Raw genomic sequence first — 26,364 nt, forward strand, 5'->3', positions numbered from 1 at the left:
AAGCCAATCGCTTTTTTCAATGCGGTCATCGACAGGATTGATCGGCCCCCGGTGCACTGCCCGATCATGGCATCTGCGGCAACTCGTTGGGGCGCAGGTCGAATACCAGCACCTCGGCGTCGACCCCGTTGGTCAACCGCAGCACGGTTTCCTCGCGCAGGCGCACGCCATCCCCTTCATTCAGACGCTGGCCGTTGAGTTCGACGCTGCCCGTGGCGACGTGCACATAGGCGTAGCGGTTGTCCGCCAGCGTCAGCGTGGCCTGTTCCGCGCCGTCGAACAGGCCGGCGTAGACCCGCGCATCCTGGCGCACTTCAAGCGAGCCTTGCGCGCCATCGGGCGAGATGATCAGTTGCAGGCGGCCACGTTTCTGCTCGGGCGAGAAGTGTTCCTGCTGGTAGCGAGGCTCGGCGCCTGCTTGCTCGGGTACGATCCAGATCTGCAGGAAATGCACGGGGTCGACATCGCTGTGGTTGAACTCGCTGTGGGCCACGCCGTGGCCAGCACTCATCAACTGCACGTCCCCTGGGCGAATGACCGAGCCGGTGCCCAAGGTGTCCTTGTGCGCCAGCGCGCCTTGCAGCACGTAGGAGAATATCTCCATGTCGCGGTGCGGGTGCTGACCGAAACCCTTGCCGGCGCTGACCCGGTCGTCGTTGATCACCAACAGGTCGGAGAAGCCCTGCTCCTGTGGGTTGCGGTAGTGGCCGAAGGAAAAGGTATGGAAGGATTGCAACCAGCCATGATTGGCGAGACCGCGGTCCGAAGCTTTGCGAAGTGCGAGCATGGTGTTCTCCCGATTCTGGTGGGGGCGCAGCGTTGGAGGTGCTGTGCGATGGGTAGAGATTATGCGTTCGCCGCGCCGGGATAAATCGTCCCTGCAGCGCAGGACTGTCGCGCTCAGGTTGACAGTCATGAAGTGCAGGCTTGCTTTGCGTGATCGAGTGGCGGTTATAAGCTAATGCTGCATAGTTATAATTGGCTATATCAGAAATTGTTATCCTGCCGCCCGGCTACCGCTCCCGCGATGCTGAATCTGATGTGTAGGACGTAAGAATGGACGTAGGTACCTGGGGTTTCACCGTGGCCGGGCTGGTGGTCGGTTTCATCGTCGGCATGACGGGTGTGGGCGGCGGCTCGCTGATGACGCCCATCCTGCTGTGGTTCGGCATCAATCCGGCCACGGCCGTCGGCACCGACCTGTTGTACGCCGCCATCACCAAGGCCAGCGGCGTCTGGGTGCATGGGCGCAACAAGAACATCGACTGGAAGATCACCGGCTGGCTGGCGCTGGGCAGCGTGCCCGCAGCGGCGCTGGTGCTCTGGTATCTGAAAAGCCTGGATGCCGAACCGCAGGCCATGGGCGCGGTGATCAAGCAGGCATTGGCTGCGGTGCTGTTCCTGACCGCGTTCGCCATCCTCTTCAAGAAGCGCCTGCAGGCCTTCGCCAGCCGCCATGCCGGCGACCGCTACAACCTCAGTGCCAGCACCCTCAACGGGCTGACGGTGATCACCGGCGTGGTCCTTGGTGTGATGGTTTCGCTCACGTCCATCGGCGCCGGTGCGCTGGGCACGGTGGCCCTGTTCCTGCTGTATCCGTTCCTGGCGACGCGGCGCCTGGTCGGCACCGAGATCGCCCACGCCGTGCCCCTGACCCTGGTGGCGGGCATGGGCCACGCCAGTATGGGCAACATGGACTGGTCGTTGCTTGGCCATTTGCTGCTTGGCTCGCTGCCGGGCATCTGGCTGGGCAGCCATCTGTCCGGGCGGGTGTCGGACGACATCCTGCGGCCTTGCCTGGCGGTGATGCTGCTGCTGATCGGTTTCAAGCTTGCTTTCTGAGCCCCTCCCACCGGCGCGGGTTATCTCATGTGCAGAGCAGATTCCATGAACGCGATAGACATTCGCCCAGTGCGATCGGATCAGGTCGCTGCAACCCTGGATTACGTCATGGCTGCGCGGGCCTCGATCTTTCCGCAGCTGGATGCCACGCAAGTGCCGCATGACCTGGCGCGCTTTGCCGAGGTTTACCTGGGCTCCGCCCAAGGCTGTTTTCTGCTGGCCTGGCAGGCGGGTCAGATCGTAGGCAGCATCGGTTACCTGCCCTACGACCAGCGCTTCAATCAGCTGCAGCTGCCGCTCGAGGCCACCGTCGAGGTCGTCCGGTTGTTCGTTTCGCCCAGCTGTCGTGGCGCCGGCGTGGCCAAGGCGCTGTATGCAGCCCTGCTGGCGCAGGCGCGTGCGGCAGGTGTGCGAACCCTGTACCTGCACACTCACCCATTCCTGCCCGGAGCCATCGCCTTCTGGCAGAAACAAGGGTTCGAGGTGCTCGACGTCGAGTCCGATCCAATCTGGCAGACGACGCACATGAGCTGCGCCGCTTCAAGCTGAACCAACGGCCAGGGGCGCCGGTCGGTGATAGACATACCGAACGCCTTGGAGCCGCTAATGAAGCCCTATGTAATCTGCCACATGATGTCTTCCGTCGATGGTCATGCGCTGACCGACGGTTGGGCGCGGCCGTTCAAGAACGCCGCAGGTGAGCTGTACGAGCAGTTGGCCAAACAGTTCGAGTTCGATGCCTGGGCCTGTGGCCGGGTGACCATGCAGGAGATCGCCCACGACGAGGGTTATCCGTCCGGCCTGGCCACCGGGCCGATTGCGCGCACCGCGTACTTTGCCGATCGCGCGGCGAGCGCCTATGCCATTTCCATCGACCCGAAGGGCAAGGTCGGTTGGAAATCCAACACGGCGCTGGACTCGCACATCGTGGAAGTACTGACCGAAGGCGTCAGCGACGACTACCTGGCCTATCTGCAGTCGATCCAGGTGTCCTACATTTTCGGCGGCCAGGACACCCTAGACTTGAGTCGAGTGCTGGACATTCTCGGCCGTGAATTGGGCATCAAGCGCCTGGTCGTCGAAGGCGGACCGCATGTCAGTGGCTCCTTCGTGAATGCAGGACTGGTCGATGAAATCAGTGTCCTGCTGCTGCCCTTGGTAGACGGCCGCGGCGAGCACCCGGCGTCGTTCGAGATCGACGCCGGGCAATGGCAGCAGCCGACCTACCTGGCCCTGGACAGTGCCGAAGTGCAGGAGGGCGGTGCGGTGTGGCTGCGCTACCGGCAGCAAGCACTGCCGGGCTGAAGGCCGGACGCGCGTAGCTAGGCCAGGGTCTGCGCGGGCACGCGTACCCAGCCTTCCATCAAGACTCGCGCGCTGCGGCTCATGATCGCCTTGGTCACTTGCCACTGGCCCGCGACTTCGTTGGCCTGGGCGCCGACACGCAAGGTGCCCGATGGATGGCCGAAACACACCGTACTGCGCACGCCACCCCCGGCCGCGCGGTTGACCACGGTGCCGGGGATGGCCGCGGCGGTACCGATGGCCACCGCCGCAGTGCCCATCATCGCGTGGTGCAGCTTGCCCATCGACAGGGCGCGTACGGTCAGGTCGATATCGCTAGCGGCAACGGGTTTGCCGCTGGACGCAAGGTAGTTGGCCGGTGGTGCGACGAAAGCGACCTTCGGCGTGTGCTGGCGCGTCTGTGCATCCTCCAGGCGAGTGATCAGGCCCATGCGCAGCGCGCCATGGGCGCGGATGGTTTCGAAACGAGCGAGGGCCTGTGGATCGCCGTTGATCGCCTCCTGCAGTTCGCAGCCGTTGTAGCCCAGGGCGACGGCGTCGATGAAGATGGTCGGAATGCCCGCGTTGATCAGGGTCGCCTCGAAACGACCCACGTTCGGCACGTCCAGCACGTCGATAAGGTTGCCGGTGGGAAACATCGCCCCCGCCGCGCCCTCGGCCTCGGCAGCCGGATCGATGAACTCCAGTTGCACCTCGGCGGCCGGGAACGTCACGCCGTCGAGTTCGAAATCACCGGTTTCCTGTACCACTCCGCCGCTCATGGGCACATGGGCGATGATCGTCTTGCCGATATTGGCCTGCCACACGCGAACCGTGGCGATGCCGTCGTGGGGGACGCGGGAAGGATCGAGCAGGCCAGTACTGATGGCAAAGGGGCCGACGGCTGCGGACAGGTTGCCGCAGTTGCCGCTCCAGTCGACGAACGCGCTGTCGATGGACACCTGGCCGAACAGATAGTCGACGTCATGCCCCGGCTGGCTGCTCGGGCTGACGATCACCGTCTTGCTGGTGCTCGAGGTGGCACCGCCCATGCCGTCAATCTGCTTGGCGTACGGGTCCGGGCTGCCGATCACCCGCAGCAGCAGGGCGTCACGCAGCGGCCCTGGCTGGCGCGCCGGCTCGGGCAGGTCGGCGAGGTTGAAGAACACGCCTTTGCTGGTGCCGCCGCGCATGTAGGTGGCGGGAATGCGAATCTGCGTCATGGAGCTGTCCTCAGTGAGCGCCGGCGGCATGGGGAGCAGGCGCGGTGGCCTGCAGGAAATCCTGGGCGAAGCGCTGCAGCACACCACCGGCTTCGTAGATCGAGACCTCTTCGGCAGTGTCCAGTCGGCAGGTCACCGGCACTTCCAGGCGCTCGCCATTACGCCGTTCGATGATCAGCGTCACCTGCGCCTGGGGTGTCAGTCGGCCGATCACGTCGAACACCTCGGTGCCGTCGATACCCAGGGTCTTGCGGTCGGTGCCGGCAGCGAACTGCAGCGGCAGCACACCCATGCCCACCAGATTGGTCCGGTGGATGCGCTCGAAGCCCTCGGCGGCAATTGCCTCGACCCCGGCCAGGCGTACGCCTTTGGCCGCCCAGTCGCGCGAGGAACCCTGGCCGTAATCGGCCCCGGCAATGATGATCAGCGGCTGCTTGCGCAGCATGTAGGTTTCGATCGCTTCCCACATGCGCATCACCTGGCCTTCGGGTTCCAGGCGGGTCAGCGAGCCTTGGCGAACCTTGCCGTTTTCCACCACCATTTCATTGAACAGCTTGGGGTTGGCGAACGTCGCGCGCTGGGCAGTCAGGTGGTCGCCGCGGTGGGTGGCGTAGGAGTTGAAGTCTTCTTCGGGCAGACCCATTTTGGCCAGGTATTCGCCCGCAGCACTGTCGAGCATGATCGCGTTGGACGGCGACAGGTGATCGGTGGTGATGTTGTCCGGCAGCACGGCCAGGGGGCGCATGCCCTTGAGCGTGCGCTCGCCGGCCAGGGCACCTTCCCAGTAGGGCGGACGACGGATGTAGGTGCTCGCCGGGCGCCAGTCGTAGAGGGGCGCGACCTTCGGCCCGGTGTCCTCGTGAATGGCGAACATGGGGATGTACACCTGGCGGAACTGCTCCGGTTTCACCGACGACTTGACCACGGCGTTGACTTCTTCGTCGCTGGGCCAGATGTCCTTGAGCCGAATGGGGTGACCCTGCGGATCGAACCCGAGCACGTCTTTTTCGATGTCGAAGCGGATGGTGCCGGCGATGGCATAGGCGACTACCAAAGGCGGTGAGGCGAGGAAGGCCTGCCGGGCATACGGGTGGATGCGCCCGTCGAAGTTGCGGTTGCCCGAGAGCACCGCCGTGGCATACAGGTCGCGTTCGATGATCTCCTGCTGGATCACCGGGTCCAGCGCGCCGGACATGCCATTGCAGGTGGTGCAGGCGAACGCCACGATGCCGAAGCCCAGGGTTTCCAGTTCCTCGGTCAGGCCGGCTTCGTCCAGGTACAGCGCCACGGTTTTCGAGCCCGGTGCCAGGGATGATTTTACCCAGGGCTTGCGGGTCAGGCCCAGGCGGTTGGCATTGCGCGCCAAGAGGCCGGCGGCGATCACGTTGCGCGGGTTGCTGGTGTTGGTGCAGCTGGTGATGGCGGCGATGATCACCGCGCCGTCCGGCATCTGCCCTGGCACGTCTGTCCAGGGGCCGGCGATGCCTTGGGCGGCCAGGTCGCTGGTCGCCACCCGCGCGTGGGGGTTGCTCGGGCCAGCCATGTTGCGCACCACGCCCGACAGATCGAAGCTCAGGTCGCGTTCATAGACGGCGGCGTCCAGGCTGTCGGCCCACAGGCCGGTAAGGCGCGCGTAGTCTTCGACCAACTGCACTTGCTGCTCCTCGCGGCCGGTCAGACGCAGGTAGTCGATGGTCTGCTGGTCGATGGCGAACATCGCCGCCGTGGCGCCGTATTCCGGGGCCATGTTGGAGATGGTGGCGCGGTCGCCCAGGGTCAGCTCGCGCGCGCCTTCGCCGAAGAATTCCAGGTAGGCACCGACGACTTTCTGCTGGCGCAGGTATTGGGTCAGGGCCAGCACCATGTCGGTGGCGGTGATGCCGGGTTGCAGCTGCCCGGTCAGTTCGACGCCGACGATCTCGGGCAGGCGCATCCACGAGGCACGACCGAGCATGACGCTTTCGGCTTCCAGGCCGCCGACACCGATGGCAACCACCCCCAGCGCGTCGACGTGGGGCGTGTGGCTGTCGGTACCGACGCAGGTGTCGGGGAAGGCCACGCCTTCGCGAACCTGAATGACCGGCGACATCTTCTCCAGATTGATCTGGTGCATGATGCCGTTGCCCGGTGGAATGACATCGACGTTCTTGAAGGCCTTGCGCGTCCAGTCGATGAAATGGAAGCGGTCTTCGTTGCGACGGTCTTCGATGGCGCGGTTCTTCTCGAACGCCTGGGGGTCGAAGCCGGCACTTTCTACCGCCAGCGAGTGATCGACGATCAATTGGGTCGGCACCACCGGGTTGACCAGCGCCGGGTCACCGCCCTGGGAGGCAATCGCGTCGCGCAGGCCGGCGAGGTCGACCAGCGCGGTCTGGCCGAGGATGTCATGGCACACCACGCGCGCCGGGTACCAGGGGAAGTCCAGGTCGCGCTTGCGCTCGATCAGCTGGCGCAACGAGGCGTCGAGGGTGGTGGGGTCGCAGCGTCGCACCAGGTTTTCGGCGAGTACGCGGGAGGTGTAGGGCAGGGTGGCGTAGGCGCCTGGCTGGAGGGCTTCGACGGCTTCTCGGGCGTCGTAATAGTCCAGTGGCGAGTTCGGCAGGGACTTGCGGTGTTGTGTGTTCATCAGGTCGGCTCACGGTGCAAGGCATGGTCAGGCATGGCAAAAGTTCGGCGGGGCGGCCTTCGCGGGCAGAGCCCGCTCCCACATAAAACCCAGCTCCAGATTCGGAGGATTGTGGGAGCGGGGCGGGCGGCGAGCCATCTACCCGCGAAGAGGCCCGCCAGGTCAGCGACGATCCAGGGGCACGAATGCGCGCTGTTCCACGCCGACATACTCCGCGCTGGGCCGGATGATGCGGTTGTTCGCGCGCTGCTCGAATACGTGCGCCGCCCAGCCCGTCACCCGCGAGCAAACGAAGATGGGGGTGAACAGTTCGGTGGCGATGCCCATGAAGTGGTAGGCCGAGGCATGGTAGAAGTCGGCGTTGGGAAACAGCTTCTTCTGTTCCCACATGGTCTTGTCGATGGCCTCGGACACCGGGTAGAGCACCTTGTCGCCCGCTTCTTCGCTCAGCTTCTTCGCCCAGCCCTTGATCACTTCGTTGCGCGGATCGTTGTCCTTGTACACGGCATGGCCGAAACCCATGATCTTGTCCTTGCGCTCCAGCATGGCCAAGGTGCCGCGCACCGCCTCCTCGGGCGAAGCGAACTTCTGGATCATCGCCATCGCCGCCTCGTTGGCGCCGCCGTGCAGCGGGCCGCGCAACGAGCCGATGGCGGCGGTCACGCATGAATACATGTCCGACAGGGTCGATGCGCAGACGCGGGCGGTGAAGGTCGAGGCGTTGAATTCGTGCTCGGCGTAGAGAATCAGCGATACGTCCATCACCTTGCTGTGCAATTCACTCGGCGACTTGCCATGCAGCAGGTACAGGAAGTGCCCGGCGAACGTCTCTTCGTCGCTGCTGCAGCTGATACGCACGCCATGGTGGCTGTAGCGGTACCAGTAGCACATCATCGCCGGGAAAGCCGCCAGCAGGCGGTCGCTCACGTGTTCCTGCTGGCCGAAGTTGCGCTCAGGCTCCAGCGTGCCGAGGAACGAACAGCCGGTGCGCATCACGTCCATCGGATGGGTGCTCGACGGAATGCGTTCGAGCACTTCCTTCAACGGCTGCGGCAGGTCGCGCAGGCTGCGCAGCTTCCCCTGGTAGGCAGCCAGTTCGGCAGGCGTGGGCAGCTCGCCATGCAGCAGCAGGTAGGCGACTTCCTCGAACAGGGCATGTTCGGCCAGTTCGCGCACGTCATAGCCACGATAGGTCAGCCCGGCACCGGGCATGCCGACGGTCGACAGGGCGGTCTGTCCGGCCACTTGGCCACGCAGGCCAGCGCCACTGAGTACTTTTGCTTCGGCCATGGGTTTTCTCCGATCTTGGATTTGTTATTGGAATGCAGTGATCATTTTTTCTGCGCAAACAGTACGTCCAGCTTGCGCTCGAAGTCGTGGTAATCGATTGCCTCATACAGCTCCATGCGAGTCTGCATGGTGTCGATGACATTCTGCTGAGTGCCGTCGCGGCGTATCGCGGTGTAGACGTTCTCGGCCGCCTTGTTCATGGCGCGGAACGCAGACAGTGGGTAAAGCACCAGGCCCACGCCAACGCCACCCAGTTGCTCGGTGGTGAACAGCGGTGTGGCGCCGAACTCGGTGATGTTGGCCAGGATCGGCGCCTTCACCCGGCTGGCGAACAGCTGGTACATCTGCAATTCGGTGATGGCTTCGGGAAAGATCATGTCCGCACCTGCCTCGATGCAGGCGGCGGCGCGGTCCAGGGCGGACTCCAGTCCTTCCACCGCCAGGGCGTCGGTGCGCGCCATGATCACGAAGCTGTCGTCGGTGCGGGCGTCCACGGCCGCCTTGATGCGATCGACCATCTCCTGCTGTGAGACGATTTCCTTGTTCGGCCGATGGCCGCAGCGTTTGGCGCCCACCTGGTCCTCGATGTGCATGGCCGCCGCGCCGAACTTGATCATCGACTTGACGGTGCGCGCAACGTTGAACGCCGACGAGCCGAAACCGGTGTCGACATCGACCAGCAACGGCAGCTCGCAGACGTCAGTGATGCGGCGCACGTCGGTGAGCACATCGTCCAGGCCGGTAATGCCCAGGTCGGGCAGGCCCAGCGAGCCCGCCGCGACGCCGCCTCCAGAGAGGTAGATGGCCTTGAAGCCGGCCCGCTGCGCGAGCAGTGCGTGGTTGGCGTTGATGGTGCCGACCACCTGCAGGGGTGACTCTTCGGCGAGTGCCTGGCGGAAACGTTGGCCGGGGCTGGACGGCTGATTCATGGTTGGGCTCCTGGGGTGTTGTTGTGGTTGGGTTCCAGGTAATGGCGCTCGATGTTGCGCTTGGACGCGGCGATGTGCCTGCGCATGAGCAACTCGGCCAATTCGCCATCGCGCTCGGCGATGGCGTCGAGAATACGGTGGTGTTCGGCAAAAGCCTGATGGGGGCGGTTGGGCGTGGCCGAGAACTGGATCCGGTACATGCGCACCAACTGGTAGAGGTCGTCGCACAGCATCTGCACCAGCGTGCTGTTGCCGCTGCCCTGGATGATCCGGTAGTGGAAGTCGAAATCGCCTTCCTGTTGGTAGTAGCCGACGCCGGCCTGGAACGCGGCATCGCGCTCATGGGTGGCCAGCACCTCGCGCAGTTCGTCGATCTGCACCTGGCTCATGCGCGTGGCGGCCAACCGGCAGGCCATGCCTTCAAGCGATTCGCGGATTTCGTAGAGTTCGATGAGTTCGGCGTGGTTGAGCGATACCACCCGCGCACCGACGTGCGGAATGCGCACCAGCAGGCGTTGGCCTTCGAGGCGGTGGATGGCTTCACGCAGGGGACCGCGGCTGATGCCGTAGGTGCGTGCCAGTTCGGGCTCGGAAATCTTGCTGCCAGGGGCTATTTCGCCGTTGACGATGGCCGCCTGGATACGTCGGAAGACGTTTTCCGAAAGCGTCTCGGTTTCACCCGCAACACTGGAAACGTGCGGAGCGTCATTGTTGGGCAGGACGTGCAACGAAACAGACGTGGCAGACATATTGTCGACACCTGGGCAGGTAGTGACAAAAAAATAGCCCTGTTTAAGCGGCCAGTCAATACGTCACAGGTCAAGTGTCGACAATCCTTGGTAGTGACCGGGGGCACTGGCCCCCGATACCGTGCTGCGCTCACTCGGCTGTGGGGTAGTCCACGTAGCCTTCGGGCCCCTGGCTGTACCAGGTTTCCATCACGTCCTTGTTCAGCGGCAAGCCTTCGGCGAACCGATGGGGCAGGTCAGGGTTGGCCAGGAACGGTCGGCCGAAAGCGATGGCGTCTGCTTCACCTGCGTCCAGCGCGGCCTGCGCCTTCTCATGGGTGTAGTCGGAGTTGAGCACCAGTGTGCGGCTGAAGGCCTTGCGGATGACCGGATGCACGGGCGGGCGGTCGGCCTTGCCGAAGGTACCGTCGAGCGGTGGCTCACGCAGTTCCAGGTAGGCGATGCCGATCTTGTCCAGCGCAGCGGCTGCAGCCGAGAACAGGGTTTCCGGATCGCTGTCGTTGACCCCCTGCGAATCACCGTTGGGCGACAGGCGCACGCCGGTGCGCTCGGCACCGATGGTGTCGACAACCCGCTGAGTGACCTCGGTCAGCAGGCGGATGCGGTTTTCCACCGAGCCGCCGTAGGCATCGTCACGGAAGTTGCTGTTGTCGCGCAGGAACTGATCGATCAAATAACCATTGGCCGCATGGATCTGCAAGCCATCGAAGCCGGCACGCATGGCGTTCTTCGCGGCATGCTCGTAGTCGTCGAGCAACCGTGGAATTTCGTGGATGCCCAACGGACGCGCCTGCACATAGGGCTGCTTGCCATCGTAGGTATGGGTCTGACCTGGCGCAGTGGTTGCCGATGAGGAAACCGGCTGCGCGCCACCGAGGAAGCTGGGGTGAACGATGCGGCCCATATGCCACAGCTGCAGGTCGATGCGGCCACCGACCTCATGCACCGCTGCAGTGATCTTCTTCCAGCCCTCGACCTGCTCGTCGCTCCAGATGCCTGGCGCGTAGGGCCAGCCCAGTCCTTCCTGAGTGATGCCGGTGGCTTCGGTGATGATCAACCCGGCGCTCGCACGCTGGGTGTAGTACTCGATCATCAAGTCGGTGGGTACATGGTTGCGCGTGGCACGGCCGCGGGTCAGCGGCGCCATCAGGATCCGGTGGGGCAGTTTCTGCGCGCCGACCTGGATCGGGTCGAATAAAGAAGGCATCTGGTCTCCCTGGTCTGTGGGTTGAAAGGCGGCTCAGGCGGTGGCGAGGGCTTTGATGATGGCGTCATTGAAGGCCGGGATATCCTTCGGGTTGCGCGAGGTAATCAAGGTCCAGCCGTTGGCACCGCACTGCTTGACCTCTTGATCCACCCAGCCAGCGGCACCGGCGTTGGTCAGGTCGAGGCTGACGCTGGGGTACGAGGTCAGGGTTTTGCCGGGGATCACGCCAGCATTGATCAGCAGCCATGGACCATGGCAAATGGCAGCCACGACCTTGCCAGCGTCGGCGAATGCCTTGACCAGTTGCTGGGCATCGGTGTCCTGGCGCAGGGTGTCGGCATTCACGGTGCCGCCGGGAATCACCAGTGCGTCGAAGTCGCTGGCGTTCAGGCCCTGGATTTTGCCGTCGGATTCAACGGTACGGTCTTTCTCGGTGTCCTGCTGGAAGGTCTGCACGGTGCCGCCTTCGCTCGAAGCGTGGGTCACGGTGGCGCCTGCTTCGCGCATCGCTTCGAGAGGCTTGAGCAGTTCGTCGCGTTCGATGCCGGTGTTGGCAGTGATGAACAGGACTTTCTTGCCTTGCAGTTGAGTACTCATGAAGGTCTTCCTCGGCTCAGTGGGTGCCTGGCACGCCAGGCGATCAGAAAATCTGAGCACAGGGGAAAATGGAAAGTTCAGGCGGATTCGTCTTCGGTGCGGTGGGCGGGCAGGCCTGGCTGCAGACCTGCCCGTGCGCACGCCGGGTCAGTAGCCAGCGGCCAGACCGGTGTTACGGCGGGGATCGTTGGCGCCGTAGAAACGGTTGTTGGCCACCGGTTTGGCGCCCAGTGCCGGCGCGCCTACCAGGATGGCGGCCAGGTGGTTGGCGTCCTGGGGCTCACCGAACTTGTGCCCCCAGCTTTCGAGAATCTTGCGTGTGTCGGGGCTGATGGCGAAGTTTTCCAGATTGGTGACGTCGGGCATCCACTGCTGGTGGAAGCGCGGTGCATTGACCGCCTGCTGAATGTCCATGCCGTAGTCAATCACGTTGAGCATGGTCAGCAAGGTGGCGGTGATGATCCTGCTGCCGCCGGGCGTGCCGAGCACCATGACTGGCTTGCCGTCCTTGGTGACGATGGTCGGGCTCATGGACGACAGCGGCGTCTTGTACGGCGCGATCGCGTTGGCCTCGCCCTGGACCAGCCCGTACATGTTGGCCACGCCGACCTTGGAGGTGAAGTCGTCCATTTCGTCGTTGAGCAGGATGCCGGTGCCGCTGGCCATGACCCGCGCGCCGAACCAGCCGTTGAGGGTGTAGGTCACCGACACCGCGTTGCCCCATTTGTCGACGATGGAGTAATGGGTGGTGTTGCTGCCCTCATGGGGAGCCACACCGGGCTTGATGTCGGCGGAAACGCCGGCCTTGTTCGGTGCGATGCTGTCGCGCAGCTTGGTCGCGTAGTTGGCGTCGAGCAGGTGCGCGATGGGGTTCTTGACGAAATCCGGGTCGCCCAGGTAGCTGTTGCGGTCCACGTAGGCGTGGCGCATGGCTTCGATCTGGTAGTGCATGCCCTGCGCCGAGCCATAGCCCAGCTCGGCCATCGGGTAGCCCTGGAGGATGTTCATGATCTGGCAGATGACCACGCCGCCGGAACTGGGCGGTGGCGCGGACACCACATGGTAGCCACGGTAGTCGCACTCGATCGGGTCCAGTTCGCGGGTCTTGTACTTGTCGAGGTCGGCCTGGGTGATGATGCCCTTGCCCGCCTGGCTCGAATCGACGATGGCCTTGGCCACCCAGCCTTGGTAGAACCCGGCGTTACCCTTCTCGGAGATTTCCCGCAGGGTGCGCGCCAGGTCCTTCTGCACCAGCTTTTCGCCGGCCTTGAACGGCTGGCCCTGTTTGAGAAAGATCTTTGCCGAATCCTGGCTGTCCTTGCGGAAGTCCTCGGTGGCGGTTTCCAACAGGTCGACATCGCCCTGGGCCAGGGTGAAGCCTTCGTCTGCCAGCTTGATGGCCGGCGCCAGCAGATCGGCGCGTTTGAAGGTGCCGTACTTCTGCAACGCCAGCTCCATGCCCGACACCGTGCCGGGTATGCCTACCGACAAGTGGCCATCGGTGCTCAGGCCCTCGATGACATTGCCGGCCTTGTCCAGGTACATGTCAGCGGTGGCGGCCAGCGGTGCCTTCTCGCGGAAGTCGAGGAAGGTCTTGCGGCCATCGGCCATCTGCAGGGTCATGAAGCCACCGCCGCCGATGTTGCCCGCAGCCGGGTAGACCACGGCCAGGGCATAGCCTACGGCCACGGCGGCATCGACGGCATTGCCGCCGTCCTTGAGCACATCCACGCCAATGTGGGTGGCCAGTTGCTGTGCGGTGACGACCATGCCGTTCTCGGCAGCGACGGGGGCGGGAGAAGCGGCGAACGTACAGGCGGGCACCAGCGCGAACGCAAGGGCGATCAGCGACTTGGGCAAGGGTTCGAGTTTCAAGAGGTGGCTCTCTTCTTCTGCGGATGGGGAGCAAAAAAGCGAATGGCTTCGCCAATCGCAAGAATAGCCGTGTTTCTCAATGTTGCTGGCGGCCGGCGGCCAACGCCGTCAGCTGCTGGCCGGCAGCATCGAAGTTATCCGTCGCCAGCCACCGCTCGAAGGCTGCGCGCAGCGCCGGCCATTCGCTGTCGATGATGGAAAACCAGGCCGTATCGCGGTTGCGACCCTTGTACACCAGCGCCTGGCGGAAGATGCCTTCGAAGCTGAAGCCCAGCCGTGCCGCGGCCTTGCGCGAGGGCTCGTTGAGGGCGTCGCATTTCCACTCGTAGCGGCGGTAACCCAGTTCGTCGAACACCCGGCGCATCAACAGGTACTGCGCTTCGGTCGACAGAGGGGTGCGTTTCATCAGCGGCGAGAACGTCACATGGCCGACCTCGATGACGCCATTGGCCGGGTCCATGCGCATCAAGGCCAAGGTGCCCACCGCGCGCTGGGTGCGCAGGTCGATCACCGCCCAGTGTTGTGGATCCTGGCTGGCTGCCGCGTGTTGCAGGTGACTGCGGTAGCTGTCCAGGTCGGCAAACGGGCCGACCGGCAGGTAGGTCCAGTCGCTGCCATCGGTCTGTTGGCAATAGCCGCTGAACAGCTCTTCGGCGTGGGCCGCAGCGTTCAGTGGCTCGAGCCGGCAATAGCGTCCTTCGATGACGTCGTGGGCCGGGCGAGGGCGAGGGCTCCACTCGGGAAGGGCGTGACCGACAGGCTGGTGGTGCTCGTTGCGGCTGTTCTGGTTGCTGGGCATGACGACTCCTGACGTGAGCAGAGTGAGGCAATAAGGTTGCACCGACCTCAGCGCGGATCCAGCACGATGCCGAAGCCTGTCTTGGCTTCGCTGACGATACGCAGGTGCTGGCGCTCGCCGGGCTGCGCCTGCAGGCGCAGTTCGCGGTTCAGGCGGCCTTTGCTGCACAGCAGGCCACCCTGCTTGTCGGTGGTGATGCCGACGATGTGTTCGCCCGGTGGCAGGTGAAAGGTCGCCACTTCACCCACGGCCAGCAGCGCGGCGGGTTCACGGTCGATCAGCAGTGCCACGTAGCAGCCGCCGCCCAGCATGCCGATATCACGGTCCACCACCAGCTCGCTCGATGGCGACAGCGTTTGTTGCCAGGCCGACAGCCGTTCGGCCGGCACGGCTTTCAGGTGCTCCGAATCAGCGCGAAACGAGGTACAACCCGACAGGCTTGCCGCGGCCAGCATCATCCAGAACACACGCATCGTTCGATTCCTCATAGGGCACTGTGCTCCCACTCTAGCTCAAGCGAGAAGGGGTGCCGAACACTCGCAACGTGGCCAGCTTCAGAAAAGTTTTGAAACAGGTTCCCGCCAGGGTCCGCGATAGGCAAGAATGGTTGGGCTTATCCGTACGGACTGACCTGAACCTGTGGAGGTACCGTGGCACCTAGAGACCTGATGTTGGCCCTGGTCGTGATCGTTGTCTGGGGTTTGAATTTCGTGGTGATTCGCTACGGTCTCGATGGCTTGCCGCCGATGCTGCTGGGCGGCCTGCGCTTCACCCTGGTGGCGATTCCCGCGGTGTTCTTCATCCGCCGGCCGAACCTGCCACTGCGCTGGCTGATTGCCTATGGCGCGACCATTTCCCTGGGCCAGTTCGCGTTTCTGTTCGAGGCCATGGCCAATGGCATGCCCGCCGGCCTGGCCTCGCTGGTGCTGCAATCCCAGGCCTTCTTCACCTTGTTCTTCGCTGCGCTGTTCATTGGCGAGCGCCTGCGCGCCGCCAGCGTGGTGGGCTTGCTGGTGGCGGCTGGAGGGCTGGCGATGATCGGCCTGGAAAGCGATCAGGCCACGCCGTTGATGGCGGTCTTGCTGACCCTGTGCGCAGCGTCGATGTGGGCGATGGGCAATGTCATCACCCGCCGCTTCGGCAACATCGACCTGGTCGCTCTGGTGATCTGGGGCGCATTGATTCCGCCCTTGCCGTTCTTCGCCTTGTCGCTGTGGCTGGAAGGTCCGGCACTGATCCAGCAATCGCTGTTGGGCATCGGCTGGAAATCCATCGGTAGCCTGGTCTATCTGGCTGCGGTAGCTACGGTGCTTGGCTACAGCTTGTGGAGCAAGCTGTTGTCGCGCTATCCGGCCGGCAAGGTAGCGCCGTTTTCATTGCTGGTGCCGGTGGTAGGCTTGAGTTCTTCGGCCTGGATTCTTGGCGAGCGCCTGGGTGCCCTGCAGTGGTGGGGTGGAGCGCTGGTCATGGTCGGGCTGTTGATCAACGTGTTCGGCAGCAGCCTGTTCAGCCGCCTGGGCACGGGTCGCACCGAGGCGAAATCTCTGCAATGATGAGGCCATCGATACGTCAAGGAGATGCAGCATGATGATCCGGTCGCTGACCCTCGCCACACTGTTCGCGTTCGCGGCGCCCTTGCTGGCCGCCGATGGCGACAGCCCCCTGGCCCAGGACCGCGGGAGGGCCCGGCCGCTGGTGGTCATTGCTCCCAGCTCGGTGGATCCCAACCTGCTGAAGCTGCGCAAGGCGCTGGAAGAACCCGCCAACCGCGACGGCTTCAAGCAGCGCGGCATGGTCCTGTACACCGTGATCAATACCATCGGCCAGCGTGACGGCAAGGATCTCGACCCACAGGCCACCATGTCGCTGATCCGCGACTTGAAACTGGGTGCCGGGTCCAGCCAGAAGTTCGTGCTGTTGGGCAAGGATGGCGAGAAGAAGCTCGAACAGGCGGGTTACGTCGAGCCTTCACAGCTGTTCAGCACCATCGACCAGTTGCCGGCAGCGGAAAAGGACGCCAGTGCACCCGCGGCGGCAGTGCCTGCTGCACAGGAGCCCGCCAGCAAGCCGGGCAAGGCGGCCAAGCCGAGCAAGGCGCCGCAGCCGCTCGACGATTGATCCGTCAGCGCTCTACGCCGCGTTGCGGCCTCGGATTCCTGCGTTCAAACCATGTTGAGGCGCTGCTTGCGCAGGGGTGGTGGGTAAGCGGCATCCAGCGAGGCTAGATCTGCTTCGTCGAGCTTCACCTGCAAGGCCGCCGCATTCAGCCTTACGTGCTCGGGCGTGGAAGCCTTGGGGATCGCGATCACGTTGTCGTGGCGCACGACCCAGGCCAGGCATGCCTGGGCCGGCGTGATGCCGTGACGCTCGGCTACCTGGCGCAAGGCGGGTTGGTCCAGCAGGCGACCGCCCTGGGCAATCGGACAATACGCCATCAATGGCATCGCCTGCTTCGCGCACCACGGCAACAGGTCGAATTCAATGCCGCGCTCTTCCAGGTTGTACAGCACCTGGTTGGTCGCGCATCCGGCGTCGTCCAGCTCGGTCATGTCATCGACATCGAAATTCGACACGCCCCAACGGCCGATCTTGCCCTGGGCCTGCAGCCGCTCGAACGCTTCCACCGTTTCGCTCAGGGGATACTGACCGCGCCAGTGCAACAGATACAGGTCGATGCGCTCGGTGTTCAGACGCTGCAGGCTGCGCTCGCACGCCTTGATCACGCCCTGGCTGCTGGCGTTGTGCGGGTAGACCTTGCTGACCAGCATGACTTCGTCACGACGCCCTTGGATGGCTTGCCCGACGATTTTTTCGGCGCCGCCTTCGCCGTACATTTCAGCGGTGTCGAGCAGGGTCATGCCCAGGTCGATACCTTGCTGCAGCGCGGCGATTTCCTGTTGCGCACGGGCAGGATCCTCGCCCATGCGCCAAGTGCCTTGGCCGATTCTCGCGACCGGCCTGCCGGCCAGGCTGATGCTGTTCATCGCAATGCTCCGTGATTGATAACATGGTAAACGCGCCATCGCTGCAGGGTTGGGCAGTGCGATGAAGCTGCGGTTCAACCCAGTCGGCGCTGCGCCGTGTGCTCCAGCAGCACCTCCATCAACGCGTGCGCGGCGGCCGACAGCTTGTGATCGGGCAGGCGCATCAGGCCGATGCGCCGTTCGATGCGCGGTGACTCCAACGGCACGCAGCGCGCACCCAGTTCATGCATCTGCTCGATGCACAATGCCGGCACCGCGCTCACCCCCAGGCCGTGGGCAACCATGCGGCCGATGGTGCTCAACTGGTGGCTCTCGAATGCCACCGCAAGCTTGCCGTGCTGCTCGCTGATGGCGCTTTCCAGCAGCAGGCGAACCGCAGAAGGGCGCTGCAGGGCAATGAAATCGTGAGCGAGCAGGGTCTCCCAGGTGAGCATCGGTTGCTCGGCCAGCGGTGAATCGGCCGCCACCACCGCCACGAACCGATCGGTGTAGAAGGGGGTGAACACCAGCGACGAGGTGCTTTCCGGCTCGAAGCCTATGCCCAGTTCGACCCGCCGATGGCGGACCATCTCCACCACGTGCTCGTTGATCACATCATGCACGGCAACATTGACCCTCGGGTGCCGGTCGCGAAAGATCCGCAGTGCTGCCGGCAGCAGGTTGCCGGCGAACGACGGCATGGCCGCGATGGACACTTTGCCCAACTGCAGGGTGAAGTGCTGGCGCAGCAGCTCTTCGGTATTGTCCCAGTCCGCCAGCAAGCGGCGGGCCAGAGGCACCAGCACCTCGCCTTCCGGCGTCAGGCTGACGCTGCGCGTGGTGCGGATCAGCAGCGCGCCGCCCAGGTCTTCTTCCAGGCCTTTTATCGTCAAGCTCAGGGCGGGCTGCGAGAGATGCAGTTTTTCACCAGCCTGGGCAAAGCTCAGGGCTTGGGCGACGGCGAGAAAAGCGCGCAGTTGTTTGACGTTCATCTATTTGCAAAACCAATCAATCCCCAAGAAAAACAAAATTAACAAATTACCACCGTGGGGAGAAGATACCGTCACGCTTGCCGTTGCCGACGTGACGGCGCCATAACAAACAAAACAAGGCGAACAATCATGGCTGGACTCGATAAACGAGTGGCAACCTATGCCCAGGCACTCGAAGGCCTGCGTGATGGCATGACCGTACTGGCCGGTGGGTTCGGCCTGTGTGGCATTCCGGAAAACCTCATTGCCGAAATCAAGCGACTGGGTGTCCGCGACCTTACGGTGGTGTCCAACAACTGCGGCGTCGACGGCTTTGGCCTTGGCGTGCTGCTCGAAGACCGGCAGATTCGCAAGATGATCGCCTCTTATGTCGGCGAAAACGCCCTGTTCGAGCGACAGTTGCTCGATGGCGAGCTGGAAGTCGAACTCACCCCTCAAGGCACCCTGGCGGAAAAGATGCGCGCAGGCGGCGCCGGCATCCCCGCGTTCTTCACGGCTACCGGCTACGGCACACCGATAGCGCAAGGCAAGGAAATACGTGAATTCAATGGCCGCCAGTACATTCTCGAGCAGGCCATCACCGGCGACTTCGCCATCGTCAAGGGCTGGAAGGCCGACCATTTCGGCAACGTCATCTATCGTCACACCGCCCAGAACTTCAACCCGCTGGCGGCAAGCGCCGGGCGCATCACCGTGGTCGAGGTCGAAGAAATCGTCGAACCCGGCGTGCTCCTGCCCGAGCACATCCACACGCCAGGCATCTACGTCGACCGAGTGATCCAGGGCACCTTCGAGAAGCGCATCGAAAAGCGCACCCTCAAGGCCTGATTGCTCCCATCTGCTCTGCTCCACAAGAGGTTTTCCAAATGGCACTTACTCGCGAACAGATGGCCCAGCGCGTGGCGCGCGAACTGCAAGACGGTTTCTACGTGAACCTGGGGATCGGCATACCTACCCTGGTGGCCAACTACGTGCCGGCCGGCATCGACGTCATGCTGCAGTCGGAAAACGGTCTGCTGGGCATGGGCGAATTTCCCACCGAGGCTACCGTCGACGCCGACATGATCAACGCCGGCAAACAGACCGTGACGGCACGCGCCGGCGCGTCCATCTTCGACTCTGCGCAGTCGTTTGCGATGATCCGCGGCGGCCATGTCGACCTCACCGTGCTCGGTGCTTTCGAAGTGGACGTACAGGGCAACATTGCCTCGTGGATGATCCCCGGCAAGCTGGTCAAGGGTATGGGTGGGGCGATGGACCTGGTGGCCGGCGCAGAGAACATCATCGTCACCATGACCCATGCCTCCAAGGATGGCGAGTCGAAGCTGCTGCCGTTGTGCACACTGCCGCTGACCGGTGCCGGGTGCATTCGCAAGGTACTCACGGACCTGGCCTACCTGGAGATCGAAGACGGCGCGTTCATTCTCAAGGAGCGTGCGCCCGGTGTCAGTATCGATGAGATCAAGGCGAAGACGGCCGGCAAGCTGATCATCGCCGACGACGTCGTTGAAATGAGTTTCTGATTACGTTCCACCACTGCCTTCAGCCGATCTCATACCTATAAGAACAAGGGAAACACCACCATGTCTGCACAACTTGAAGAGAGCCGCTACGCTCGCTTCGCCCTGCGCTGTTCGAGCTGGGCCGAGCGCTGGTTCCCTGATTCCTACGTATTCGCCGCCGTTGCGGTGTTGCTGGTGGCACTGGGAGCACTGGCCATCGGCGGCACGCCGACCGCAACGGCAACAGCCTTTGGCGACGGATTCTGGAGCCTGATCCCGTTCACCATGCAGATGGCCTTCGTGGTGATTGGTGGCTACGTGGTCGCCAGTTCGCCACCTGCGGTGAAGCTGATCGATCGCCTCGCGCGCATCCCTCGCAATGGCCGCTCGGCCGTGGCCTGGGTGGCGCTGATATCGATGGTGGCGTCGTTGCTCAACTGGGGGCTGTCGCTGGTTTTCGGCGGGCTGCTGGTGCGGGCATTGGCACGACGGACCGACCTGCGCATGGACTACCGCGCGGCCGGCGCGGCGGCGTACCTGGGGCTGGGTGCGGTTTGGGCGCTCGGGTTGTCGTCGTCGGCGGCGCAGTTGCAGGCCAACCCCGCCAGCCTGCCACCGTCGATCCTGTCGATCACCGGTGTGATTCCGTTTACCCAGACGATTTTCCTCTGGCAGTCGGGTGTATTGCTGCTGGCACTGGTGCTGGTTTCGTTGGTGGTGGCCTACGCCACGGCCCCGGGCCCCAACTCTGCCCGGGACGCCGAGGCCTGTGGCATCGACCCGGCTTTCAGTCTGCCGCCCCTGAACAAGCGCAGTCGACCTGGCGAATGGCTGGAATACAGCCCGCTGATCACCATCTTTCTGGTATTGCTGGCCGCGGGGTGGCTGTTCCACGAGTTTTCCACCAAGCCGGCGATCACCGCGATCTCCGGGCTCAATACCTACAATTTCCTGTTCATCATGCTGGGCCTGCTGCTGCATTGGCGTCCGCGCAGCTTTCTCGATGCAGTGGCGCGTGCAGTGCCGACCACCACCGGGGTGCTGATCCAGTTTCCCCTGTACGGCTCGATCGCCGCGATCATGACCACGGTCAAGGGTGGCGATGCACAGACCCTGGCTCACCATATCTCCACTTTCTTCGTACAGATCGCCTCGCACGATACCTATGCACTGTTGATGGGCGTCTATTCGGCAGTGCTCGGGTTCTTCATCCCGTCGGGCGGGGGCAAGTGGATCATCGAGGCGCCCTACGTCATGCAGGTGGCCAACGAGCTGCAATATCACCTGGGCTGGGCCGTGCAGATCTACAACGCTGCCGAAGCCTTGCCGAATCTGATCAATCCGTTCTATATGCTGCCTCTGCTCGGCGTGTTGGGCTTGAAAGCGCGTGACTTGATCGGTTTCTCGTTTGTGCAGCTGCTGGTGCATGCGCCCCTGGTGCTGTTCCTGCTTTGGGCGCTGGGCACGACCTTGGCCTATGTGCCTCCCGTTGCACCCTGAGACAGGCGTGATCTGCGCGCGACGTTGATCGGGAATATGCTCCCGCCGAGCGATTGTTTGCGTAGTGGCTATTGCGAAGTAGCCAGCGCTCGGGGTACACATCTAGGTTGAATGGGATATGGGCTGGACGCCCACCCATCGTGAACCGATGAAGGGAGATCTTGAAATGCTTGATAACGGCGCGGGCGGGGGTCCGGACCAGGGTGAACAGGTCAGTCGGATCATTTCCCAGGAAATACGCAACCTGCATACCGCAGCGTCCAGGGACCTGGATCAGGCAGCGGTGCAGATCATTGGCAAGGTCGAGGGTTTCAGGGAGCAGGGTCTGATCAGTTCGGAGGTCGCTCGGCAGCTGATATTCGACGTGCGCAACGAGCGCAGCCGTATCAGCCGCTGAGCGAACGGTCAGCCGAGGTGGCGGCGTGGGTCAGCCGCCTGCTGTGTCGATATCGGCGTCGGTTTCTTCGTCGTCCGCACTGCCGGGGTCGACTTCAGGGTCCGATTTGAAATCGGGACTGAAGCGATTGCCTTCAGGGGTGGTTGGATCCCCGGTCTTGTCAGGCTTGGAGTCGAGTAGCGGATCTTCGGGGTGGTTGCCCTGCGAATCGTCGGTATCACGCTCGACCGTGTTCGGTGCAGGTGTGTGTTCGCTCATGGTGTTCTCCCGAGGTGGCTGGATGCGTGGCCGATCAGCGCTTGCCGCCTTCGGACCCGGTGCCGTCACCACCGTCCATGGCGCCCGAACCAGGTTCGGTCGTTGCGCCACCCATTGAACTGCCTTCGGGGTTGCCGGTGTTCTGCGGCTTGATGTCGGTGCTGGTGCCGTTTCGCGGCGCGGCAGTGCCGTCGGTATTACGATTAGCCATACCGGCATCGGTCCCCGCCGGCACACCTACCGCTGAAGGTACGGTGCCCTTGGCGGCTGGGTTGGTCGGACCGGTGCTGTTGTCGGCCATGGCCGGTACGGCTGCAGCAGCCAACAAGCCTGCGAGCAACGCTGTGGTGATGTATTTCTGGCTTTTCATGGAGCTCTCCTTGTTCGTGAATGCTTCAGGCATTGGGCTATGGGGGAGGCCAGGAGGTGCCCGCATGCCGACGAACGGCATGCTTGGCTAACTTGGTGGGGGCGGCCGTCGGCCGCTCACAGGGGGGAAGGGGCGATCAAGCGAGCAATTGCATGCCCAGCTGGAAAGCGACCCATACGGCGAGGATGGTGGCGAAGCCCAGCGCGATGTTTTCGAACCAGTTGTTGCGATATTTACCGAGCAGCTTCTTCTGGTTGGACATGATCAGCAGGCCAAGGGAAATCACCGGCAAACCAATGATGTTCAGCGCGTTCACGCCGATGGTCAGGGTCACGAAGTCGGGCATGCCTGGCAGCGACCACACCAGTGGCGTGACCAGAATGAACAGCATGAACCATTTGTGCATCGGGTCATGATGGAACTCCTTGCCGTACTTCTCGCGACGCTCCGGACGGATGTGCTGGAAGGCATCGGTGATCAGCATCGGGAAGGCAGTGGTCTTGCCAGCGATGCTGGCGAACAGCGTGGCGAACACGCCGACGAAGAAGATCAGCCAGCCGCCGGTGCCGAAGAACATCTGCAGTGCCGAGCCCAAGTCGTCCAGGGTCTTCACTTCGATACCGTTGGGACGCAGGATTTCCGCACCCACCACCCAGATGGCCAGGTTGATGATAATGCCGACGAACACCGCGAACAGCAGGTCGTTACGCTGGATGCGCTTGTGTTCAGGGCCTACCCAGCCTTTCTGGCGCATTACGTAGGGGTGGACGAAGTTGGCGATCGAGCCGGCCACCGCACCGATCACCGATACCGCGACCAGCAGCGCGCCATGCACGCCTTCATCCGGTGGAATGCTGAAGCCGATGGTCCCGGCCAGGATGCCGCCCACGTCCGGTTTGGACATGATCGCCAAGGCCATGAAAGCCAGGGTCATCAAGGCCAGCAGCCCTTTCATCACGCCTTCGATCAGCGAATAGACGTTGCGTCCCACCAGCAGCCACACACCCAGTACCACGGCAAAGGATGCCAACAAAGGCTGATTGATGTGCAGCAGGGTGGCCAATGCTTCGCCAGCGCCCTTGATCATGTAGGCGTTGGTCAAGTGGCCCATGATCAATGCGTAGCCCAGCATGAACCAGGCGAAGAAAGGGTGCAGTTGTGCATAGCCCTGCAGGATGGTCATGCCCTGGTTGTTGCACAGTTGGAAGCGGGCAATGATGTTGACGATGAGGAATCTGAGCAGTAGCGATACTGCCAGCACCCACATCATGGCATAGCCGTAGTTGGCGCCCGCCACGGAGGAGGTGATCAAGTCACCGGCGCCCAGCCATGACAGCACGGCGATAATGCCCGGTCCGATGATCTTGGCAAGGCGGCCCATGCGAGTCGTGGGAGCGGCCGCCTTTTTTTCGAGCGAGTGGGTACTCGTCATTGGGTGAATTCCCTTTGTTGTTTTTGTGGATGGATCAGGGGGTCATTCAATCATGAGTTAGGATGTCATATGACCTGACAAGTTGCAAAAAGGTGTAGGGGGATATTTCACATTTTTACGATTTCAATGACCGTACCCGCCGGTCGGCTGCGCTGAACCAATCCCGCCGCAGGCTTTCCGATGAGCCTTACCGCAAAAGGAATGCAGACATGTCGCAGATTATCGTCGATGACATTCAGACGCCTGCCAGAGCCGACGCGGCAGCCGATGTGCTGATGTTCGGCAGCCCCAAGGATCGCCTGGACTTCTACCGCAAGGAGATCCAGTACGAAACCTCCATTCTTTCCAACCGCACCGACGCCTATCTGTCCGCACAGTCTTTCCTGGTCATTGCCTATGCCTCGTCCATGGCCAACCTGAACCCGGAGTGGGGCAAGCTGTTCACCCTGGTCGTGCCGCCGCTGCTGGCGCTGTTCGGCCTGGTCAGCTCGCTGCATGCCTGGCCGGGCATCCGCTCGGCCTACGACATCATCGACCATTGGCATTTCAAGCAGAGCCAGTTGCTGGACAGCGAGCCGGCGATGGGCGCGGCCTATGACGAGTCGCCGCTGTTCAGCGAACGCGAGTCGAGTGAAAAGCGCTGGCGCGGAGCGTTGCTGTTCTCCATGAGATCGCCGTTCCTGTTCAGTGTGCTGTGGGTGTTGCTGGGTGTGTTCGCGGTGTATGCGCAGTACACCAATCCGGGCGGTTAGAACGAAAAAGGCCCCTGCATGTGCAGGGGCCTTCGGGTGATGCGGGGGTAGATCAGCGCACCGAACTGAAAGCCTCCTGGCGACTGCGCTCATACGCCTGCGGGTCCACTGCAGCGGCGCCTGGCTTGCCCAGCTCGTTCAACGGGATGCGATAGGTCTCCTTGGCACAGAACGCTGCCAACGCTGCGATGCAGCACACACCCAAGGCCAGTGAACCCACTACCATGGGGATGTTGGCGGAGCCCGGTGGAGCCATCGCGGCGAACAGCACCGGAAGCATGGCGGTGATCAGCGTGCCGACATTCTGCGAAATGGCCATGGCCGAGACGCGGTAGCGGGTTTCGAAAAGCTCAGGGTAGAAACTTGGAAACACCGCGTTGTAGCCCTGGTAGAACACGCCCCACATCAGAATCGACATGCCGATGGCCAGCGGTACGTTATGCACGCTGATCGCATACAGGTAGAAGAACGACAGGATGCCGGAGCTCAGTGCGCCACCGATGATCATCGGACGGCGGCCGATCCGGTCCGAGAGGTTACCCACGAACGGGATCACGCACACCGCCACGATGTTGCCGATCACCGGGATCCACAGGTACACGCTCTTTGCGAAACCGATGCCGTAGGCCGGTTGCACCGCGTACGCGGCGCCGAAGATGGTCGCGACCACCGGAATCACGTTCATCAGCGCCATGCACATGACCAGGCCCATGTTCCGCCAGCTGTGCTTGAAAGCCTCCAGGACCGGCGACTTGGTGATGGTGGCCCGCGCTTCCTGAGTTTCGAAGGCCGGGGTTTCACTGACCTCGCGGCGAATGATGTAGCCGGCGATCAGCACCACGGCACTGAGCAGGAACGGAATACGCCAGCCCCACGAGTTGAACGCTTCGTCCGGCATGAAATAGGCCAACGGAAGGAAAATCGCTGCGGCGAAGATTTGCCCGGCCTGCACGCCCTGCAAGGTGAAACTGGCGTAGAAACCTCGCCGTCCGAACGGCGCGTGTTCCAGGACCATGGAACTGGCTCCGGAGATCTCCCCCGCGACCGCGAAGCCCTGGATCAAGCGCAGTACCACCAGCATGGCCGGTGCCCAGAGGCCGACCTGGCTGTAGGTCGGCAGCAGGCCGACGGCCATGGTGGCGAAGCCCATCAGGAACATGCACAACAGCAATACGTTCTTGCGGCCGCGGGTATCGCCCCAGTGGCCGAGGAAGAACGCGCCGATGGGGCGTGCAACGTAGCCTACGCCGTAGGTCGCCAACGAGGCGACAATGGCGACCTTGGGGTCGGTGTTGGGAAAGAAGATTTGCGGAAAGATCAACGCCGCGGCCTGGGCATAGATAAAGAAGTCGTAGTATTCCAGAGCGGAACCGACCCAACCGCTGGCGGTGGCCTTCTTGGTTTGCTGCGAGCCGTGCGATTCTGACTGAGCATGCGCCATGCTGTGTCTCCGTTGTTTTTATTATGAAGCATTGGAACCGTTGGCTTCGTTTTCACCCCGGTGCAGGCGACGCTGCGTGCGCTGGAGTGAGGCAAAACTAACTGGGTAGTTAATGTTTAGCAGTGGTGCCGAATGGGTGTCAATACGGCTGCATGCCAGGGTTGGAGCGGTCCGTGAGCCGGGCTGCATGCAAGACTGCCCCAAGTGGGTTCGGGTTTCAACCGACAGTGCCGGAATAGAGCGCTGCGCAGGCGCATGGAACGGGTTGCGCGCGGGTGTGATCGGTGCCTAGCTTGCTTGCTATTGTAGCCGCTGATCGCACACATTTGATTTTTG

At 62.9% G+C, this 26,364-nt stretch carries 27 protein-coding genes; 10 read left to right on the forward strand and 17 right to left on the reverse strand.

The features are described 5' to 3' along the window. Positions 1 to 64: 64 nt before the first annotated feature. Positions 65 to 787, reverse strand: a complete 723-nt coding sequence (locus H7993_RS01720; protein WP_122477788.1) for a pirin family protein — start codon at positions 785 to 787, stop codon at positions 65 to 67. A gap of 269 nt (positions 788 to 1,056) precedes the next feature. On the opposite strand from H7993_RS01720, the gene H7993_RS01725 reads away from it, so the two are divergent. From H7993_RS01725 to H7993_RS01735, 3 genes are read left to right on the forward strand one after another with little or no spacing between them, the layout of a single operon-like run. Then, the gene (locus H7993_RS01725) at positions 1,057 to 1,842 is read left to right on the forward strand and encodes a sulfite exporter TauE/SafE family protein (protein WP_122477789.1); all 786 of its coding nucleotides are present in this window, start codon (positions 1,057 to 1,059) and stop codon (positions 1,840 to 1,842) included. A 45-nt stretch (positions 1,843 to 1,887) separates the two neighbouring features. After that, complete coding sequence (locus H7993_RS01730; protein ID WP_185793217.1) at positions 1,888 to 2,391, forward strand: GNAT family N-acetyltransferase; 504 nt, start codon at positions 1,888 to 1,890, stop codon at positions 2,389 to 2,391. A gap of 57 nt (positions 2,392 to 2,448) precedes the next feature. Further along, positions 2,449 to 3,147 carry a dihydrofolate reductase family protein gene (locus H7993_RS01735; protein WP_185793218.1) on the forward strand — a complete coding sequence of 233 codons (699 nt, stop codon included), beginning with the start codon at positions 2,449 to 2,451 and terminating at the stop codon, positions 3,145 to 3,147. 17 nt (positions 3,148 to 3,164) lie between these two features. Here H7993_RS01735 and prpF read toward each other — a convergent pair whose 3' ends face one another. The 10 genes from prpF to H7993_RS01785 form a co-directional block, all read right to left on the reverse strand. Next, positions 3,165 to 4,349: a 2-methylaconitate cis-trans isomerase PrpF gene (gene prpF / locus H7993_RS01740; protein ID WP_185793219.1), complete on the reverse strand. Its 1,185-nt coding sequence runs from the start codon at positions 4,347 to 4,349 to the stop codon at positions 3,165 to 3,167. Between the two features lie 10 nt (positions 4,350 to 4,359). Further along, positions 4,360 to 6,975, reverse strand: a complete 2,616-nt coding sequence (acnD, locus tag H7993_RS01745) for a Fe/S-dependent 2-methylisocitrate dehydratase AcnD (RefSeq protein WP_185793220.1) — start codon at positions 6,973 to 6,975, stop codon at positions 4,360 to 4,362. 162 nt (positions 6,976 to 7,137) lie between these two features. Continuing rightward, on the reverse strand, positions 7,138 to 8,265 hold the full coding sequence (prpC, locus tag H7993_RS01750) for a bifunctional 2-methylcitrate synthase/citrate synthase (RefSeq protein WP_122477797.1): 1,128 nt from the start codon (positions 8,263 to 8,265) through the stop codon (positions 7,138 to 7,140). Positions 8,266 to 8,306: 41 nt separating this feature from the next. Next, positions 8,307 to 9,194, reverse strand: a complete 888-nt coding sequence (gene prpB / locus H7993_RS01755) for a methylisocitrate lyase (RefSeq protein WP_185793221.1) — start codon at positions 9,192 to 9,194, stop codon at positions 8,307 to 8,309. After that, positions 9,191 to 9,943 carry a GntR family transcriptional regulator gene (locus H7993_RS01760; protein WP_244646817.1) on the reverse strand — a complete coding sequence of 251 codons (753 nt, stop codon included), beginning with the start codon at positions 9,941 to 9,943 and terminating at the stop codon, positions 9,191 to 9,193. Before H7993_RS01760 ends, prpB begins: the two co-directional genes overlap by 4 nt. A 130-nt stretch (positions 9,944 to 10,073) precedes the next feature. Next, positions 10,074 to 11,150 carry an alkene reductase gene (locus H7993_RS01765; RefSeq protein ID WP_185793222.1) on the reverse strand — a complete coding sequence of 359 codons (1,077 nt, stop codon included), beginning with the start codon at positions 11,148 to 11,150 and terminating at the stop codon, positions 10,074 to 10,076. 33 nt (positions 11,151 to 11,183) lie between these two features. After that, positions 11,184 to 11,747: a type 1 glutamine amidotransferase domain-containing protein gene (locus H7993_RS01770; protein WP_185793223.1), complete on the reverse strand. Its 564-nt coding sequence runs from the start codon at positions 11,745 to 11,747 to the stop codon at positions 11,184 to 11,186. A 147-nt stretch (positions 11,748 to 11,894) separates the two neighbouring features. Continuing rightward, positions 11,895 to 13,622, reverse strand: a complete 1,728-nt coding sequence (gene ggt, locus H7993_RS01775) for a gamma-glutamyltransferase (RefSeq protein ID WP_185793224.1) — start codon at positions 13,620 to 13,622, stop codon at positions 11,895 to 11,897. Positions 13,623 to 13,698: 76 nt separating this feature from the next. Continuing rightward, positions 13,699 to 14,421 carry a GNAT family N-acetyltransferase gene (locus H7993_RS01780; RefSeq protein ID WP_185793225.1) on the reverse strand — a complete coding sequence of 241 codons (723 nt, stop codon included), beginning with the start codon at positions 14,419 to 14,421 and terminating at the stop codon, positions 13,699 to 13,701. Between the two features lie 47 nt (positions 14,422 to 14,468). Then, positions 14,469 to 14,894 carry a 3-isopropylmalate dehydratase gene (locus H7993_RS01785; protein ID WP_185793226.1) on the reverse strand — a complete coding sequence of 142 codons (426 nt, stop codon included), beginning with the start codon at positions 14,892 to 14,894 and terminating at the stop codon, positions 14,469 to 14,471. A 195-nt stretch (positions 14,895 to 15,089) separates the two neighbouring features. Here H7993_RS01785 and H7993_RS01790 point away from each other — a divergent pair, with 195 nt between their 5' ends. Continuing rightward, a complete protein-coding gene (locus tag H7993_RS01790) occupies positions 15,090 to 15,974 on the forward strand; it encodes an EamA family transporter (RefSeq protein WP_197975811.1) in 885 nt (294 codons plus the stop codon). Between the two features lie 31 nt (positions 15,975 to 16,005). Beyond that, positions 16,006 to 16,539 (forward strand): DUF4174 domain-containing protein, encoded by a 534-nt coding sequence (locus tag H7993_RS01795; protein WP_122477809.1) that lies wholly within the window; start codon positions 16,006 to 16,008, stop codon positions 16,537 to 16,539. Between the two features lie 44 nt (positions 16,540 to 16,583). On the opposite strand, the gene H7993_RS01800 is transcribed toward H7993_RS01795, so the two are convergent. Then, positions 16,584 to 17,405 (reverse strand): aldo/keto reductase, encoded by an 822-nt coding sequence (locus H7993_RS01800; protein WP_122477810.1) that lies wholly within the window; start codon positions 17,403 to 17,405, stop codon positions 16,584 to 16,586. A gap of 74 nt (positions 17,406 to 17,479) precedes the next feature. Further along, positions 17,480 to 18,376: a LysR family transcriptional regulator gene (locus tag H7993_RS01805; protein ID WP_122477812.1), complete on the reverse strand. Its 897-nt coding sequence runs from the start codon at positions 18,374 to 18,376 to the stop codon at positions 17,480 to 17,482. 129 nt (positions 18,377 to 18,505) lie between these two features. On the opposite strand from H7993_RS01805, the gene H7993_RS01810 reads away from it, so the two are divergent. From H7993_RS01810 to H7993_RS01825, 4 genes are all read left to right on the forward strand, one after another. Further along, on the forward strand, positions 18,506 to 19,204 hold the full coding sequence (locus H7993_RS01810) for a CoA transferase subunit A (protein ID WP_122477814.1): 699 nt from the start codon (positions 18,506 to 18,508) through the stop codon (positions 19,202 to 19,204). 38 nt (positions 19,205 to 19,242) lie between these two features. Beyond that, positions 19,243 to 19,899 carry a 3-oxoacid CoA-transferase subunit B gene (locus tag H7993_RS01815; protein ID WP_185793227.1) on the forward strand — a complete coding sequence of 219 codons (657 nt, stop codon included), beginning with the start codon at positions 19,243 to 19,245 and terminating at the stop codon, positions 19,897 to 19,899. 60 nt (positions 19,900 to 19,959) lie between these two features. Then, positions 19,960 to 21,378 (forward strand): short-chain fatty acid transporter, encoded by a 1,419-nt coding sequence (locus H7993_RS01820; protein WP_122477817.1) that lies wholly within the window; start codon positions 19,960 to 19,962, stop codon positions 21,376 to 21,378. Between the two features lie 166 nt (positions 21,379 to 21,544). After that, positions 21,545 to 21,775 (forward strand): hypothetical protein, encoded by a 231-nt coding sequence (locus H7993_RS01825; RefSeq protein ID WP_163007557.1) that lies wholly within the window; start codon positions 21,545 to 21,547, stop codon positions 21,773 to 21,775. A gap of 30 nt (positions 21,776 to 21,805) precedes the next feature. Here the strand turns inward: H7993_RS01825 and H7993_RS01830 are convergent, their stop codons facing one another. The 3 genes from H7993_RS01830 to H7993_RS01840 form a co-directional block, all read right to left on the reverse strand. Further along, on the reverse strand, positions 21,806 to 22,033 hold the full coding sequence (locus H7993_RS01830) for a hypothetical protein (protein ID WP_185793228.1): 228 nt from the start codon (positions 22,031 to 22,033) through the stop codon (positions 21,806 to 21,808). 34 nt (positions 22,034 to 22,067) lie between these two features. Further along, positions 22,068 to 22,403, reverse strand: a complete 336-nt coding sequence (locus H7993_RS01835; protein WP_185793229.1) for a hypothetical protein — start codon at positions 22,401 to 22,403, stop codon at positions 22,068 to 22,070. Positions 22,404 to 22,539: 136 nt separating this feature from the next. After that, a complete protein-coding gene (locus tag H7993_RS01840) occupies positions 22,540 to 23,835 on the reverse strand; it encodes an Nramp family divalent metal transporter (RefSeq protein ID WP_185793230.1) in 1,296 nt (431 codons plus the stop codon). 209 nt (positions 23,836 to 24,044) lie between these two features. Between H7993_RS01840 and H7993_RS01845 the strand changes: the two genes are divergently transcribed. Further along, complete coding sequence (locus H7993_RS01845; RefSeq protein WP_425311956.1) at positions 24,045 to 24,587, forward strand: hypothetical protein; 543 nt, start codon at positions 24,045 to 24,047, stop codon at positions 24,585 to 24,587. A 52-nt stretch (positions 24,588 to 24,639) separates the two neighbouring features. On the opposite strand, the gene H7993_RS01850 is transcribed toward H7993_RS01845, so the two are convergent. After that, a complete protein-coding gene (locus tag H7993_RS01850; RefSeq protein WP_185793231.1) occupies positions 24,640 to 26,028 on the reverse strand; it encodes an MFS transporter in 1,389 nt (462 codons plus the stop codon). Positions 26,029 to 26,364: the final 336 nt, after the last annotated feature.

The sequence above is a fragment of the Pseudomonas baltica genome (assembly GCF_014235765.1).
GTDB lineage: Bacteria > Pseudomonadota > Gammaproteobacteria > Pseudomonadales > Pseudomonadaceae > Aquipseudomonas > Aquipseudomonas baltica.